Here is a 15,155-nt window from a genome sequence, read left to right on the forward strand (position 1 = left end):
GCCGGTCTCCGGCCCTCCCGTGCAAGGCTGGGGCGCCTAGCGTGCGGTGTTTCGTGCAAGTTCTGAAACCGCCTGTTCAGACGCGCTCCACCGCCAGCGCCAGACCCATGCCCACGCCCACGCAAAGGGTGGCGAGCCCGCGTTGGCCACCGGTCTGTTCCAGTTGACGCACCAATGTCAGCGCGAGGCGCGCGCCCGACATACCGAGCGGATGCCCCAGCGCGATGGCGCCGCCATGCGCATTGACGTGCGCCGCATCGTCTTCCAGCCCGAGCGACCGGAGGACCGCCAGGCTCTGGCTGGCAAAAGCTTCGTTCAGCTCGATCGCGTCGAAGTCACGGATGGTGAGATCGAGCCGCTGCATCAGCTTTTGCGTGGCCGGCACCGGGCCGATTCCCATTAGCCCGGGCTCTACGCCCGCTGCGGCCGCGCCGAGGATGCGCGCACGCGGCGTCAGCCCGAAGGTCTTCGCGGCCTGTTCGCTCGCGATGATCATCGCCGCCGCGCCGTCATTGATGCCGGACGCATTGCCGGCGGTGACGGTGCCTTCGGCACCGAACAAGGGCTTGAGCCGCGAGAGCGTTTCAAGGGAGGTGGTAGGGCGCGGGTGCTCGTCGAAGGACACGAGATCCGTCTCTCCACGCACCTTTCCCGGCACCGCGACGGGCAGAATTTCACCGTCGTGGAAGCCGCTGCTTCTTGCCGCGGCGGCGCGCTGCTGGCTGCGGAGCGCAAATTCATCCTGATCCGCGCGGCTGATCTTGTATGCCGATGCGACATTCTCGGCCGTTCGCGGCATCGTCTCCGTGCCATAGGCGGCATCCAGTGCCGGATTGATGAAGCGCCAGCCCATCGTTGTATCCATCAACTGCTGATCGCGGTCGAAAGCGCTTGTGGCCTTGCCCATGACAAGCGGCGCGCGGCTCATGCTCTCCACACCGCCAGCCAGCGCAAGCTGCATCTCCCCCGTGCCGATCGCGCGCGCGGCCGCGCTGACGGCCTCCAGCCCCGAAGCGCACAGGCGGTTGTGGGTGACGCCCGGCACCGTCACAGGTAGCCCGGCAAGCAAGAGGCTCATCCGCGCGACATTGCGATTGTCCTCGCCCGCCTGATTGGCGCATCCGTAGAACACCTCCTCGATCGCGGCTGGGTCGAGTTGCGGATTGCGTTCGAGCAGCGCCTTGATAGGCAACGCGCCCAGATCGTCCGCCCTTATGCCGGAGAGGCTCCCGCCATAGCGCCCGATCGGGGTGCGGATGGCATCGCAGATGAAGGCCTCTCTCATGCCTCTTGCCCCGATCCGCAGAGGCCTCGCGCTCCGGCCGTGAGTTCCAAGGGCACTCCGGTGAGCGCACGGAGATCGTCAAGGCCGAGGCCATCCACCATGTCGATCACGCGGGCGCCTGCGTGCCCCACTTCGAAGGTGGCAAGATCGGTATAGACGCGGGACACGCAGGCCAGCCCTGTCAGCGGATAGCTGCACTCGGCCACGAGCTTGCTTTTCCCTTGGCGGGTCAGCAGGTCCATCATCACAAAGGTCTGCCGGGCGCCGATTGCCAGATCCATCGCGCCTCCGACAGCCGGGATCGCGCCTTCCTCGCCGGTATGCCAGTTGGCGAGATCGCCGGTCACGGACACCTGATAGGCGCCCATCACGCATATATCGATATGGCCGCCCCTCATCATCGCGAAGCTGTCCGCATGGTGAAAATAGGCGCCGCCGGGTAGCAGGGTGACCGGCTGCTTGCCTGCGTTGATCAGTTCCCAATCCTCCTCGCCCGGCGCTGGCGCAGGCCCCATGGCGAGCAGTCCATTTTCGCTCTGGAGGAAAATGTCGCGGTCTGCTGGCAGATAGTCCGCGATCTTGGTTGGCAGTCCGATGCCGAGATTGACGTAGGCGCCCTCCGGGATGTCCTGCGCCACGCGCTGGGCAAGCTGATTGCGATCGCGTCGGTTCATGGCAGGCTTCTCCTCATGCGGCGGCCACGTTCCGGCGATCGACCTGCACCACTCGCTGGACAAAGATGCCGGGCGTCACGATCGCTTCAGGATCGAGGGCTCCCAGCGGGACGATTTCGGACAGCTGAGCGATGCATGTTCTGGACGCCATCGCCATGATCGGGCCGAAGTTGCGGGCCGTCTTGCTGTAGACGAGATTGCCCCAGCGGTCGCCGCGGTGTGCCCTGATCAGCGCGAAGTCCGCCGAGATCGGATATTCCAGCACATAATCGCGCTCGCCGATGCGGCGGGTTTCCTTGCCCTCTGCGAGTTGCGTGCCAAAGCCGGTGGGCGTGAAGATTGCGCCAAGGCCCGCACCGGCGGCCTGTATCCGTGCTGCCAGATTGCCTTGCGGCACGAGTTCGAGCTCGATCTCTCCGGCCCGATAGCGCGCGTCGAAATGGTGGGAATCAACCTGGCGCGGGAAGGAACAGATGATCTTCGCGACGCATCCGGCCCGGATCAATGCTGCGAGGCCGGATTCGCCATTGCCCGCATTGTTGCTGATGATGGTGAGGTTGCCCACGCCCCGCGCAATCAGCGCGTCGACGAGGTCGTCCGGCATGCCAGCGGTTCCGAACCCGCCGATCATCACCGAGGCGCCATCAGGAATATCCGCTGTCGCCTCGATCAGGGATGCAAAGGTCTTGTCGATCATGATGTTAAATCCAGGAGGCCAAAACCGAGTGGATCACGCGGGGTAGGGCAGGGGGCGAACGCCGATCCGCCCAAGGCGCCCATGTCCCGCCGCCATCGGCTAGCCGGAGCGGGTTTGCTCCGTCTCAAACCGGGAGGCGACGAAGATCAGAAAGCCGCCAACGGCCGCCGAGCACGCCACGATTCCCATCGAATAGCGCAATGCGTGGACGCCAAGATCGGCGAAGATCGTATCGTTCATCAGGCCGATGCTGGTCGGCCCGATGAGATCGGCTAAGAAATTGCTGGCGAGGAGCGCGAAGGCCAACCCTGTCGCGCGCAGACCGGCGCCCGATACGTCCATGCAGATGGCAACCGTCGACGCTTGCGACCCCATGATCAGCATTCCGGTCAGCAGATAGGCGGGCATCCACACCCAATAGTCGTCTGCCATCAGATAGGTCATTTCGGCGGGCGCGCCCAGCATCAGCATGATCCCCGGCACCCAGAAGCGCCAGCGATGGTCACGCCGGGCAAGTCGGTCGGTGACCCATGCGCCGACAAGCGCGCCGATCAGCAAGGCCGGGCCGCGCGAAATTCCCGAAAGCACGCCAATTTCCGTGGGAGACAGTTCCCGAACCCGGACCAGGAAGGCCGGCGCCCATACACTGTTGGCCTGCAACGTCACGCCAGCCAGCGCGAACCCGGTGATCACAAGCAGGAAAGCCGGTGAGCGGCGCCACTGAGCCCAGGCCGCTTTCAGGCTGACCGGTGCAATGGCCTTGCCCTGGGCGTCCTTCTCGCGCTCCGGCTCGCGCACGGTGAAGATGGCCAACGGCACGAGGATGATCGCCGGCAAAGCCAGAACGTAGAAAGACGCACGCCAGCCGTAGCGATCCGTGACGTAGCCGAGGCTGCTCATCATCACGAGAACGATGATCGCGCCGAAAATCCGCAGGCTCGCAAGGGCCATCCGGCGGTTTTGCGGCGGCACCAGATCGTTGACCATCGCGCTGGAAGGGGCGTTACCCGATGCCTCGCCGATCCCCAGCAGCATGCGCGTGAACAGCAGGCCGACAAAGCTGGTGACCATCCCCATCAAGCCGATGATGAGGCTGTAAAAGCCGAAACCGATGGCGATGATGTCGCGACGGCTGTAGCGATCGGCCAGACGCGCCAGGGGCACGCCGGCGACGGCATTCAGCAGGAAGAAGCCGATGCCCGCGGCCAGGCTCATCTGGGTATCGGTCGCACCGAGCTCGAGTTTGATCGGCTCCAGATTGAGCGCCAGCAAGCCGCGATCGACCATGTTAAAGCCGCTGAAAATCCCCAGGATCGTCAGTGCCCAGAGCTGGTGACTGGAGAATTTGGTGGCGGCTGGCTTGAGAGCGCCACCGGCAAGGCCCGGCCGAGCATCCATAATCAATCCTTCCGAGCAGCGCCGCGCCGAGACCGGACCTCGGCGGGTTCAAGGGTGCCGTTGCGGTTGGTATCCTGGGCATCGAAAGCGGCAGCCTTTCGACCGCCAGATGCCCATTCCGCGCGCGAAAGCTGGCCGTTTCCGTCGCTATCCAGCGTCGCGAGGGCGCCCAGCCGGGCTGATGGCGGTAATGGCTTGAGCGTGAAGAGCCCGAAGGCGCCGACGCATGACGATGTCACTGCGCAACCTATGCCGATCAACTGTGGCCAGTTCATTGCATCCCTCCGGCTCGACAGCGCGCCCTCATCAGCGCACGCTCTCTCTCACACAAAACCTATATATCCAGATTAACGGCCTAGTAAAGCGGAGATTGGGAGGAAATGGCCACGAAATGACCGTTTCAAGGCTATTTGGACTTGATGTTGAGGCGAACGACGTCCCCTCGATAGGTGTTCCGCGCAAACAGAACGAGAATGCCGTCCGCATCGACCACATAGCGCTCGATCTGCGCGACAGGGGCGTTGAGCGGGATCTGGAGAGAGATCGACGCGTCGAGATCCGCCACGCCGATGGTCATGATCTGCTCCACATCGGCAATGGCGAGGCCATCGATGTCGGCGACCAGCTTCAACGCCGTCTTGCTTGTGAACGCCGCGCGCGGAATCTTGTTCGCCCAGCGCTCGGAAATGAAGACCTCGGCGATCATATAGGGCTGGTCATCGCGCCAATGCCGGCGGCTGAGCTTGCGATAGGCCCCGTCGGCAACGCCAAACTCGATCGTTCCAGCGATGCCGACCTTGCGCTCTTCGCCGATCAGTTCGATCTGCGCGCCTTCGCGCGCCTGGAGCAGGCCGAGGAAGTTGGTCTCCAACTGGCACCAGATCTGATCGCGCGGTGCGCCGGTGACGAACGTGCCTTTGGCGCGGTATCGGCGGATCAGACCTTCCTCGGCCAACATGCCGAGGGCCTGCCGCACCGTCTCCCGCGCCACATCATAGGACAGGGCCAGCTCAACGACGGTCGGTATCTGGCTGCCGACTTCCCACACGCCCGTCTCGATATGGCGGCGGAAGACGGCCGCGAGTTGATGATAGCGCGCGATGCCCCGGCTGCCGAGATCGGCGGCTCCTGCGGGCCGGCCACCGGGGCCTTTCGGATTGGACCGGGTTGAATGCGTGCTCACAGCCTGTCTCCGTTACAAAGAGTCCGCCATTAGCTGCCGGGCTGCCTTCCGTAAAAGGCTTTGATCGCTCCCCATGATATACCAATTGGCACCCATGTCCGAGAAGTAACGGCGCTCCGCCTCGCTGGAGACGACGACGCCCTTGATCTTTTCGCTGTCTGCCACGGCCTGAAAAATCGAGGTCACGATCGCTTCGACAGCAGGGGAGGAGGCGTCGCTTTCGCCCAAGGCGACGGCGAGGTCCGCCCGACCGATTACGATCCCGTCGACGCCCTCAAGCTCCAGAATCGCTTTCGCCTCAAGTGCCGCGTCCGGATGTTCGATTTGCACCAGAACAAGGACATCGTCCGCGGCATCGATGACGTCGCGCATCGAGCCCGAGCCGTAATTTGCGTGGCGCGGCGCGCTCGAATAGCCTCTTTTGCCGCCCTTATAGCGGGCGCTCGCGACCACGGCGCGTGCCATCTCCACCGACGCGACATGGGGAACCATGATCCCGGCGGCCCCAAGATCCAGAGCGCTGCAGATCGAGCTGCTCTGGGCGTCGGCAACCCGCACCAACAAGGGCAACTGCGCCGCGCGTCCTGCCAGCATCATGAGATCGAGCATGCCCCGGTCGAAAGGGCCATGCTCCGCATCGATCACCGCGAAGTCCGGCTTCTCCAGCGCCAGGATCTCGACAATCTGGGGCGCCGGAGTCTTGATGAACAGCCCGCGAGGCGCTTCCCGGCTCATGCCGCAGGCTCCGCCTCGGCATGATATTCGTGCGCGTTGAACACCCAGCCCTTCGCAATGAAGTCGGCGCGAGGGGGCGCGAACACGTCGACCAGCACATGCTTGCCATCCCCCACGCCCTCCGTGGTGTGGATGATCTCGGGCGGAATGACGACCACGCTGGAAGGGCCGGCAGGCAGATGCTGATCCTCCTGCCAGAGCCGCGCATCGCGGCCCCAAGGGGTCCGCAGATGGTGGGTGAACTGGCCTTCGATGGCCAGGCTTGCCTGCTCCAGATCGGCATGGGCATGGGGGCTTAGCGCGCTATTGTCCCGCAGCCCGTCATATTCGACCCAGTTGATGCTCATGGTTTCGCTTTGAAGGAAACGCAGCCTGCCATTGTCGGGCGGAATGGTCACATCCTCGATCCGGTGAATGCGGACATCCCCCCCATGCGCGATGCGCTCATAAGCCTTGCCCACGGGACGCACCCGCGCGTCATGCGAAGCGTAGGCGTCGGCATTGCGGGGCATCGCCATGTCGGCCTGCTCACGATGGGTCGCGAGAAGATAGAAGGCCGCGGGCCGGTCCAACTCGAAGGCATAGGCGCCGGCCGGGATGATGACCACGCTATGGCCGGGGAGCGCCATGGCCCGATCTCCGCTCAGCGTTCCGCCAGCATGCGGAAGAAGCAGGATGATCTCCCGCTCCGAAGCGAAGCGATGCGATGCAGCGGGGCCGCTCTCGACCCGCTCGATGGAGAAATTCTGCGCTCTGGCAGCGGTGCGGCCAAGCTCATCGGCAGGAGCGGGCATCAGGTCCACGAGCATGGGCGTTCGCACTGGCTTGTTCATGTGTTCGGCCCTCAATAGGTTGCTTCATTGGCGCGCTTGAACTTGCGCGCCAGTTCGAAGCTCTCCTGCGTTACCGCATATTCGGCGCCGCCCAGTCGCGACACCGGACGGGCCGCGAGCGTGTCGAAATGCCCGTCTTCGTGCAGATAGCCGGGCGCAATATGCATCCCCACCACCTCGCCGAACGTGACATTCGTCTCCGGTCCCAGATCGCCGCCGCCGAACGAGATCACCTTGATGACCCGGCATTCCAGGCTGCAGGGCGAGGCGGCAACGCGGGGCGCGGCGACGACCCGGCAGGGCGCTTTCTCGATCCCGAAATGTTCGAATTCGTCGACGCCATAAGGCACCGGCGAGGAGGTATCGTTCATCGCTTCGAGCTGACTGGCAGCGACGAGATTGAAGACGAACTCGCCAGTCTTCCTGACGTTCGCCAACGTGTCCTTGGCCGGCCGATCTTCCGGCGTGTTGCAGGAGAACATGAGGATGGGCGGCAGGTTCGAGACGATATTGAAATAGGAGAAGGGCGCCAGATTGGACTTGCCGTGCTCGTCGACCGTGCTCAGCCAGCCGATGGGCCGGGGCGCCACAATGGCGTTGAAGATACCGCGTTTGAACGACGCGCTGTCCTTCGGATCGAAAAAGAGGGGCTGAACATTGGCCATGATTATTCCGATCTTTCGGCTGCTACGCGACGCTGCTTGAGCGTCTGCATGATTGCGGGCAGGCGACTGCGCGCCTGATCTTCAAGAGACTGGTAGATGGAGCGGCCCCGGGCATCGATGCCGACGGTGAGAGGGCCGAGATTTTCGACTCTCATCTTGCTCAGCCTGAAATGCGATGGAAAATCCCGCCATTCGACGGCGAGAACCTCTTTGATCGCTTCGGACAGGATCGGGCTCCCGCCGCCAAGCAGCGACAGGTAGACGCAGCCTGTTTCTGCCATGACCTTGGCGACGTCCGCGCCCAGGCCGCCCTTGCCGCCAACAATGCGCAGGTCCAGATCCCGGATAAGCTGCGGCATAAAGGCATCGAAGCGGCGGCTGGTCGTGGGATTGACGTACTGCACATCATAACCGCCGTCGGGCCGCGCCTCGATCATGTGCGGGAGATGGATGAAAACACCTTCTATCGCGAGCGGCAGTGGCAAGCCGCGATCAAGACAGTCGATCATCCGCTTGTGGGCCGGCAGGCCGCCGGTGACGACGATGTCGCCGCTCAAAAAGACCAGATCGCCAACATTGAGCGCGGCCACCGCTTCCCGGGAAGGCGGGCATGTGATCGAGACGACCGCCATCAGAGCAGTCGTTCCACGCGGCCATCGCTATGGAGCCGCGCCTTCGCCCGCCGGTTGATCCAGCAATTGAAGCAGACCGCGACCGGCGTGTAGCCATGACCGAAAGCGTAATCGATGTGGACGGCAAGAGCGGTGGTGCTGCCGCCAACCCCCATCGGGCCGAAACCCGTTGCATTGGCCGCCTCAGTCAGCCGGTCTTCCATGGCCGCGAGCGTTGGATTGGGGTTGAGAGAGCCGATCTCACGATAGGTCGCGCGATTGGCGAGCTTGGCCGTCAGGTCGAAATTTCCGCCAATTCCCACGCCAACAACGACGGGGGGGCAATGCTGAGACCCCGCTTCGATGATGGCATCCAGCACGCAGGCTTCGATGTCTTCCAGCGAAGGCGAGATCAACGTGCGCAATGATGCCCAGCGTCCCGACCCGAGCGCCTTGGGCACGCAGGTGATGTCGATATAATCGGCATTGCCGAGCAGATCGACGGTAATAGCGGGCATGTCCTTGCCCGGCCCGCCGCGCTCGTTCGTCAGGGGATTATTGACGTGTTTGAGAAGGGGCGGTGAAATGGTCTCGACAAGATGATCGAAGCCGCGGGTAATGGCGGCCTTGAGGTCGCCCTGCCACTGTGCCGCCCCGCCGATTTCGACGAAATAGGTCGGCACACCACTGTCCGAGCAGACGAACGTGTCTTTCGCCTCTGCCAGGCGCGCGCTCCGCACCATGAGATCGAGCGTTGCCCTGGCGCCCTCCTGCGCCTCGTGTTCCCGTGCTGCTTCCAGCGCCTGGACCGTATCCGGCGGAACCCTCCGCAATGCGGCTGAGTAGAGGGATTCCGATATCTCCTGGACCAGATCCTCGGTAATCATGACAAGAGAATACCCATATAACTAGGTTTTAGTTCTAGGAGTCGGGATTGGCACGGTCAAGGCATTTTCATCCCGAGAAGGGCGGCAGGATTGTCTGAAAGGCAGCGACGGAAAGCCTCTTCTCCCATCCAGGACCGGAGCTGATTGAGCAGGGCTGACGGGTCGGGCACCTGAGCGGTCCGTACAAAGGGCCAGTCCGATCCCCAGATCACCCGGTGGGGTGCCGCGTCTACAAGTGCGGATACGACCGGCTGCATGTCGCTATAGTCGCCCGGCAGTGCCGACCGCCGAAAATAAGTCAGCTTGACCCAGGCCATGCCGGTGGCGACGGCATCCAGCAGCCGGTCGAAGCGATAGGTGCCCGGACGGTCATCCGGGTAGAGACCGGCGAGGTGATCGAACACCAACGGCATATCGCTCCCAGCGTCGCCAAGCGCCAGATCAGCGCATTGCTCCAAACTTCCCCACACATGGGCGTGAAGCCCGAGAGTGCGCATATCGCTGCGCAGATCCTCAAGCTGATCAAAGCCTTGCGTCCCCGGATAGGGGCCGCCGTCCGGCCCCGGAACGCCGACAAAGCGAAGGGCGACGACGCCTGCGCTTCTTAATGCTGCCAGTCTATCCCGATCGATCGTCGCGCTGACAGAGCCGACTCCCAGCAGCCGGCCCTGGCCGTGGCGCAAAGCATCCAGCAGGGCGCTATGATCGTCGCCATAGAGGGAGGGCTGGATGAGAAGCGCATGATCGAACCCCAGCCGGTCGAGCGTCGCAAGATGCAGGTCGCGGTCGGCGGACGGAGGCTCGTAAGCGCCGCCTGCTGCGAGCGGAAAGTGCGGACGCGGCCCGAAAACATGGGTGTGGAAATCCCAGGCGCTGGCCGGCAGGATGTGCGGAGGACGACCGTCGCCGGACATTCCGGAGTTGCTGGTCATGCTTCTGCCTCCTGACGTGCTTTCACCGTCGGACGACGGCCGGGTTAGCGCTATTGACCTATTTCTTTAGGTCATGCAAGTCGGCCAGAAGGAGCGACTATGAACGAGCGACCCGAAATTGCTGTCATCGCCGAGCTGCCCGCAGACCTGCGAACCGCGCTCGAACGCGATTTTCGGTTGATCCCCGTCCCGCTCGAAGGCGCGAATGCGCAGCCAGTCACGGCAATTCCATCGACTGTGCGCGCTGTGGCCACGCGGGCGGTCCTTGGCATTCCCTCGGGCCTTCTGGAAGCGCTGCCGGATTTAGGACTCGTGCTCTCCCTCGGCGCGGGTCTGGACAATATCGACGTCGAGGCGCTGGCCGCACGCCAGATCGTCCTCGCGCACACCCCCGACCAGTTCACGGAGGATGTCGCCGATTTTGCACTCGGGCTCATCTACGCCGCCGAGCGCAACATCGTCGCGGCGGACCGGTTCACGCGCAGCGGACGTTGGGCGGAGAACCGCTTCATGAATGGCCGTCGCGTGAGCGCCCGGCGGGTCGGCATTGTCGGGCTGGGTCGGATCGGGCGGAGGCTCGCCCAGAAATGTGCCAGCCTGGGCATGTCTGTCGATTACCACGCGCGCGCCCCGGTCGCGGCTTGCGCCTACACTTATCATTCCGACGTAACCGCGCTCGCTGCCGCGTGCGACATTCTGGTGCTGGCCTGCGCGGTGACGGATCGGACGCGGCGCGTGGTCACCCGCGAGGTCCTGGACGCGCTTGGCCCGCAAGGCATTGTCGTCAACATCGCGCGCGGCGCCGTGATCGATGAAGAGGCGTTGATCGACGCCCTGCAAGATCGCACCATCGCCGGCGCGGCGCTCGATGTGTTCGACAAGGAGCCGGACTTCGACCCGCGCTTGGCCCGCCTCGAGAATGTGATCCTGACGCCGCACGCCGCAAGCTTCACATTCGAAGCGCGGCAGGCGGTCATCGATCACCTGATGGACGCGGCAAGAACCTACTTTTCGAGCGTTGATGCTTCCCAGGCCCCAACATAGCGGAGAATTGCGATGCCCAGCCTGTCTGAGATGGAAATCACCCGGCGTTGGCCGGCCGAACATCCCGATCGGATTCAGCTCTATTCCGTCTCCACGCCCAATGGCGTGAAGGTCTCCATCATGCTTGAAGAGACGGGGCTGCCGTACGAGGCGCATCTCGTCGCCTTTTCGACGGACGAGCAAAAGAGCCCGGAGTTTCTCTCGATCAGCCCGAACGGGAAGATTCCGGCGATCGTCGATCCCTCCGGCCCGGGAGGAGCCCCGATCGCGCTGTTCGAGTCCGGTGCCATTCTGCTCTACCTTGCCGACAAGACGGGGCAGTTCATACCCACCGACGCATCCGGTCGCTGGGAAGCGCTGCAGTGGTTGATGTTCCAGGTCGGGGGCGTCGGTCCGATGGTCGGGCAGCTGGGGTTTTTCCACAAGTTCGCGGGCAAGGACTGGGAGGACAAGCGCCCCAGAGACCGCTATGCGGCGGAAGCGGCTCGGCTGCTCAGCGTCATGAACACGCGGCTCGCAGATCGGGAGTGGTTTCTCGGTAAAGATTATTCGATCGTTGACATCTCGCTGCTCGGATGGATCCGCAATATTGTCGGCCTGTTCGACGCGGCAGAGTTGGTTGACTTCGGATCAATGCCCCACGTCGCGCGATGGCTCGAACAAGGACTGGCGCGGCCGGCAGTTCAGCGCGGGCTGACCATGCCGCCGCGCCCGTCCTAAGTCCGGCTTTCCGGCGACGGCGGTGGTCAGCGCTCGTCCAGCCCGTGCCGGTGAAGGAAGGCCGAGAGGAGGTCGGCCACGGCCACATTATTGAGGTCCGCAAAGGGGAGGTGGGTGTTCCCCGAGAGGCCGGCGGCCGGCAAGGACAGGATTTCCGCCTTACCGCCATGGGCGTTGACGATCGCTACAAAGGTCGTCGCCGCGCGATAGGCCGCACTCCAGTTCGTCGACTGCGCAATGTGGTCGCCGAACACGATCTGGATCGGAATGCGCGTGAGCCGTTTGAATTGCTCGGCGGACACCTTGACCGGGCCGAACGGTCCCTTTCCAGCCGGCGGGCCTTCCCCTTCAGGAAACACGAACCCGGGCGGCTCGTAAGCGACGATGCCTTTGACATTGTCACTCTCGAGCGCGGTCATGAAGGCCCGGAAACCGCCGCCGGAATTGGTGACAAGCACCGTTGGGCCGATCCGGTCGACAGCCTTCGCCGCTGCCGCGCTCTGCAACTGGGCGTTAGGCACAGTGTCGAACTCATCGTACCGCGCGCGCATCGCCTGATCCCAGGCTTGCGGGTCGTCCTTGGGGAACTGGATGCCCGGGAACCAGTTGGGGTAGGCTTCCCCCAGGCGCCAGGCCTTGAAATTCCCCTCATCTCGGCCGGGCACTGCCTTGTAGGTATAGTCCTCGCAGCCCCAGTTCGCGCGGCCAACACGCGGGCCATCCCAGAGGTAGATCGGGAAGCCGCGGCGCAGGAAGATGCTCTGGAAGCCTTCGCCGCCATCCCACCGGTTTTGCCACACGGCCACGCTGGAACTGTGCCACAGCAGCAGCGCTGTCTTCCGCGCCCGCCGGGGGATCTGATATTCCACGAAACCGTGATCGCACGACAGATGTCCCGATGCGGCGTCACCCAGCAGCGCACCTCCGACCGAAAACGAACCTTGCCGCTCAAGGACGATGGGCGCAGCGAATGCCGGAGTTGCCTTGAACGGACTCGCGGCGACGCACAAGCTGCCGATGCTCGCCAACGTTAGCAATCGGCGCAGTGATCTTCTCATGGATTCGGTCTTCCCCGGAAAGGCAGATGAAGAATGTCAGGAGGCTCGCAGGGCGCGGAGGCAGTTTCCCACCGCCGGTCTTGCATCATCCATTGATCCGCAGATGCTACCGGAGAAATTTCCGCTTCTCAAGGCCGGAGGATGGCTTGCGCTGCAGACAAAGCCATGCAATTTGTGAATCCGGAATATTTTCCGGCTTATTGCGGCGCGGGCAGGTTTCAGGAGCGTCCCAGCGGCGTCTTGAACAGGCATCCGCCCAGACAAGAGCAATGCATCGCGGGGTTCGGAGAGGAAATTTGGACGACATTTCAGTCACGCGGATCAACGGTCTCATCGGCGCCGAGATTGGCAATGTGGACATGTCCAAGGATCTTGATGACCGGACGATCGAGCAGATCACAAAAGCTCTCGCCGAGAATGGCGTCATCTTTTTCCGCGATCAGGATCTCAGCGCCGACCGGCAACGCGCATTTGCAGGCCGCTTTGCCTTGCCGGGCGCAAAGCGCGCGCCGGTGGCGGACGCGCAGATCACGATGATCGAGAAGGAAGAGCAGCAGCTCAAGAATGTGGGCGGCGGCTGGCATGCCGACCAGACGTTCAACGAGATTCCATCCTGGGGCTCTATCCTCGCGGCGAAGGTGCTGCCGTCAGCCGGCGGCGACACGGTGTTTGCGAGCCTCGCTGCCGCTTATGATGATCTCTCCGAGGGCATGAAGACCCAGCTCGAGACGATGCGCGCAGAGCATAATAACGAGCGGGTCGTCACGTCGATGTCCCTGCTGCCCCAATATGCAGGCGCCAAGGCGAAGGTCGTGAAGGCGACCCATCCCGTGGTCATCCGGCATCCGATCACCGGCCGTAAATCGCTGTTCGTCAACCGCGGCTACACGACCCATTTCGAGGGCTGGACGCAGGAAGAGAGCGCGCCCTTGCTCCAATATCTGTTCCAGAAGTGCGAACGACCGGAATATCAGGTCCGTCTCAAGTGGCGCCCGGGAACGGTAGCGTTCTGGGACAATCTCCAAGTCCTGCACTATGCCGTCAATGATTATCACGGCGAGCGGCGGGTCATGCAGCGGGTCTCCGTTTCGGGCATTCGCCTCGATCGGGCGGGGTGCACAGCAGCGGCCTGCGTGTCCCAGCCATGATGTTCAATCACATCTTTGTCGGAACGAACGACCTGGAGAGAGCGCGGCAGTTTTACGATGCCGTGATGGGGGCACTGGGGCATGCCAATGCCGCCGCCCCGGACGCGCCCCTGCTTTCTTATCGCTGTGGCGAGCAAGGGTTCGCCGTCAGGGCGCCCCGCAATGGCGATCCGGCAACCTTCGCGAACGGCGGCACGATCGGCTTTCGGGCGCCAAGCCCGGAACATGTCGATGCGTTTCATCGTGCCGGGTTGGCCAATGGAGGGGTAGACGATGGCGCGCCTGGCACGCGGCCGGGCAGTTACGGCCAGCCATATATCGCCTATCTGCGTGATCCTGACGGCAACAAAGTCTGCGCGACCTGGAAAGCTTCCTGGAAGGATTAGTTGCGCCGGTGCAGCTGCCCTCAGAGCAGCGAAGACGCCGCCTGTTCGATCTCGATCGCAGCCTCCTGCAATGGGCCAAGCAGATCGGCCACCAGCCGATCCAGGGACGCACTGCTGACCGAGGCGGCTGCGACAATCGAAGCCGCCTGAACCCCGCCCAGCGACAGGGGGACGGCAATGGAGCGTTGGCCGAGGAAGATCTCCTGATCGTTCAAGGCATAGCCTTTGCTCCGCGCCTCTTTCACATCGGCCTTCAGCGCTGCGGCACTCGAAAGGGTGTTAGGCGTGAAGGATTGGAAGTCCCAGCCTATCAGGCGCTCGTCCAAGACGTCCGGCGCCAATCCGGCGAGCAGGACCTTGCCGGGCGCCGTCGCATAGGCCGGTAGTCGCGCGCCGACATGCACGTAAAAGGGCTCGATCGGCTTATGCGTGCCCCGCGCGATATAGACCACATCCCGCTCGTCCAGCACCGTGATGCAGCACGTCGCATTCAGCCTGCGCGCAAGCTGGGTGAGAAGAGGTTTCGCGATGGCGGCGAATGGCTGCGACGAGAGGTAGGAAAAGCCGAGTTTGAGAACCCGGGGGGTGAGGCAGAACCGGCCTTCGTCGGCTACGGCATAACCCAACTTCTCCAGAGTCCGCAGAATACGGCGGGTGGTCCCGGGGGTGAGCTTGAGCTCCCGCGCAATCTGACTCAAGGTCCAGTCAGGATTGTCCGATCCGAACAACTCCAGGACGGCTAGCCCTTTTTCCAGCGAGGGAATGAAGTCGTCATCCACCGCGCGCACGCCCTCCTGCTCCCCGGTCTGCGTTTTCGATTTGGCCATGTTCAATATTCCGACTTTTTCGCGGGGAATGATGCTGCTCTGCTTTCCACGGCTGGCGGTCAGAATCAAGCT

General features: G+C 63.3%; 17 protein-coding genes. 4 read left to right on the top strand and 13 right to left on the bottom strand.

Going from position 1 to position 15,155, the window contains the following annotated elements; all coding sequences use genetic code 11:
• Positions 1-76: 76 nt before the first annotated feature.
• The 11 genes from pcaF to M2335_RS03250 form a co-directional block, all read right to left on the bottom strand.
• Positions 77-1,285, bottom strand: coding sequence for a 3-oxoadipyl-CoA thiolase (pcaF, locus tag M2335_RS03200; protein WP_264593763.1), 1,209 nt, complete (start codon positions 1,283-1,285; stop codon positions 77-79).
• A complete protein-coding gene (locus tag M2335_RS03205; RefSeq protein WP_264593764.1) occupies positions 1,282-1,959 on the bottom strand; it encodes a 3-oxoacid CoA-transferase subunit B in 678 nt (225 codons plus the stop codon). The genes pcaF and M2335_RS03205 overlap by 4 nt, the downstream gene beginning before the upstream one ends.
• 13 nt (positions 1,960-1,972) lie before the next feature.
• Complete coding sequence (locus M2335_RS03210) at positions 1,973-2,656, bottom strand: 3-oxoacid CoA-transferase subunit A (protein ID WP_264593765.1); 684 nt, start codon at positions 2,654-2,656, stop codon at positions 1,973-1,975.
• A 99-nt stretch (positions 2,657-2,755) separates the two neighbouring features.
• Entirely contained in the window at positions 2,756-4,054 is a 1,299-nt protein-coding gene (locus tag M2335_RS03215) for an MFS transporter (RefSeq protein WP_264587978.1), read from the bottom strand.
• A gap of 406 nt (positions 4,055-4,460) precedes the next feature.
• Positions 4,461-5,237, bottom strand: a complete 777-nt coding sequence (locus tag M2335_RS03220; RefSeq protein ID WP_264577239.1) for a GntR family transcriptional regulator — start codon at positions 5,235-5,237, stop codon at positions 4,461-4,463.
• A gap of 12 nt (positions 5,238-5,249) precedes the next feature.
• Positions 5,250-5,972, bottom strand: a complete 723-nt coding sequence (locus M2335_RS03225) for an HpcH/HpaI aldolase family protein (protein ID WP_264587976.1) — start codon at positions 5,970-5,972, stop codon at positions 5,250-5,252.
• Positions 5,969-6,805 (bottom strand): hypothetical protein, encoded by an 837-nt coding sequence (locus tag M2335_RS03230; protein WP_264593766.1) that lies wholly within the window; start codon positions 6,803-6,805, stop codon positions 5,969-5,971. Before M2335_RS03230 ends, M2335_RS03225 begins: the two co-directional genes overlap by 4 nt.
• Positions 6,806-6,816: 11 nt before the next feature.
• A complete protein-coding gene (locus tag M2335_RS03235; RefSeq protein ID WP_181558506.1) occupies positions 6,817-7,470 on the bottom strand; it encodes a flavin reductase family protein in 654 nt (217 codons plus the stop codon).
• A 2-nt stretch (positions 7,471-7,472) separates the two neighbouring features.
• Complete coding sequence (locus tag M2335_RS03240) at positions 7,473-8,102, bottom strand: fumarate hydratase C-terminal domain-containing protein (protein ID WP_264593767.1); 630 nt, start codon at positions 8,100-8,102, stop codon at positions 7,473-7,475.
• Complete coding sequence (locus M2335_RS03245; RefSeq protein WP_264593768.1) at positions 8,102-8,968, bottom strand: fumarate hydratase; 867 nt, start codon at positions 8,966-8,968, stop codon at positions 8,102-8,104. Before M2335_RS03245 ends, M2335_RS03240 begins: the two co-directional genes overlap by 1 nt.
• Positions 8,969-9,024: 56 nt before the next feature.
• A complete protein-coding gene (locus M2335_RS03250; RefSeq protein WP_264593769.1) occupies positions 9,025-9,900 on the bottom strand; it encodes an amidohydrolase family protein in 876 nt (291 codons plus the stop codon).
• Positions 9,901-9,999: 99 nt separating this feature from the next.
• On the opposite strand from M2335_RS03250, the gene M2335_RS03255 reads away from it, so the two are divergent.
• Together M2335_RS03255 and M2335_RS03260 are read left to right on the top strand one after the other, a co-directional pair.
• Positions 10,000-10,944, top strand: a complete 945-nt coding sequence (locus M2335_RS03255) for a 2-hydroxyacid dehydrogenase (RefSeq protein ID WP_264593770.1) — start codon at positions 10,000-10,002, stop codon at positions 10,942-10,944.
• A gap of 12 nt (positions 10,945-10,956) precedes the next feature.
• Positions 10,957-11,664, top strand: a complete 708-nt coding sequence (locus tag M2335_RS03260; protein ID WP_264593771.1) for a glutathione S-transferase N-terminal domain-containing protein — start codon at positions 10,957-10,959, stop codon at positions 11,662-11,664.
• A 26-nt stretch (positions 11,665-11,690) separates the two neighbouring features.
• Here M2335_RS03260 and M2335_RS03265 read toward each other — a convergent pair whose 3' ends face one another.
• Positions 11,691-12,533 carry an alpha/beta hydrolase gene (locus M2335_RS03265; RefSeq protein ID WP_264593772.1) on the bottom strand — a complete coding sequence of 281 codons (843 nt, stop codon included), beginning with the start codon at positions 12,531-12,533 and terminating at the stop codon, positions 11,691-11,693.
• 485 nt (positions 12,534-13,018) lie between these two features.
• Here M2335_RS03265 and M2335_RS03270 point away from each other — a divergent pair, with 485 nt between their 5' ends.
• On the top strand, positions 13,019-13,870 hold the full coding sequence (locus M2335_RS03270; RefSeq protein ID WP_264593773.1) for a TauD/TfdA dioxygenase family protein: 852 nt from the start codon (positions 13,019-13,021) through the stop codon (positions 13,868-13,870).
• The gene (locus M2335_RS03275) at positions 13,870-14,256 is read left to right on the top strand and encodes a VOC family protein (protein ID WP_264580007.1); all 387 of its coding nucleotides are present in this window, start codon (positions 13,870-13,872) and stop codon (positions 14,254-14,256) included. Before M2335_RS03270 ends, M2335_RS03275 begins: the two co-directional genes overlap by 1 nt.
• 20 nt (positions 14,257-14,276) lie before the next feature.
• On the opposite strand, the gene M2335_RS03280 is transcribed toward M2335_RS03275, so the two are convergent.
• Positions 14,277-15,083 (bottom strand): IclR family transcriptional regulator C-terminal domain-containing protein, encoded by an 807-nt coding sequence (locus M2335_RS03280; RefSeq protein ID WP_264593774.1) that lies wholly within the window; start codon positions 15,081-15,083, stop codon positions 14,277-14,279.
• Positions 15,084-15,155 lie beyond the last annotated feature (72 nt).

Origin of the sequence: Sphingobium sp. B12D2B, from assembly GCF_025961775.1 — a bacterium.
In the GTDB taxonomy this organism is placed as follows: domain Bacteria; phylum Pseudomonadota; class Alphaproteobacteria; order Sphingomonadales; family Sphingomonadaceae; genus Sphingobium.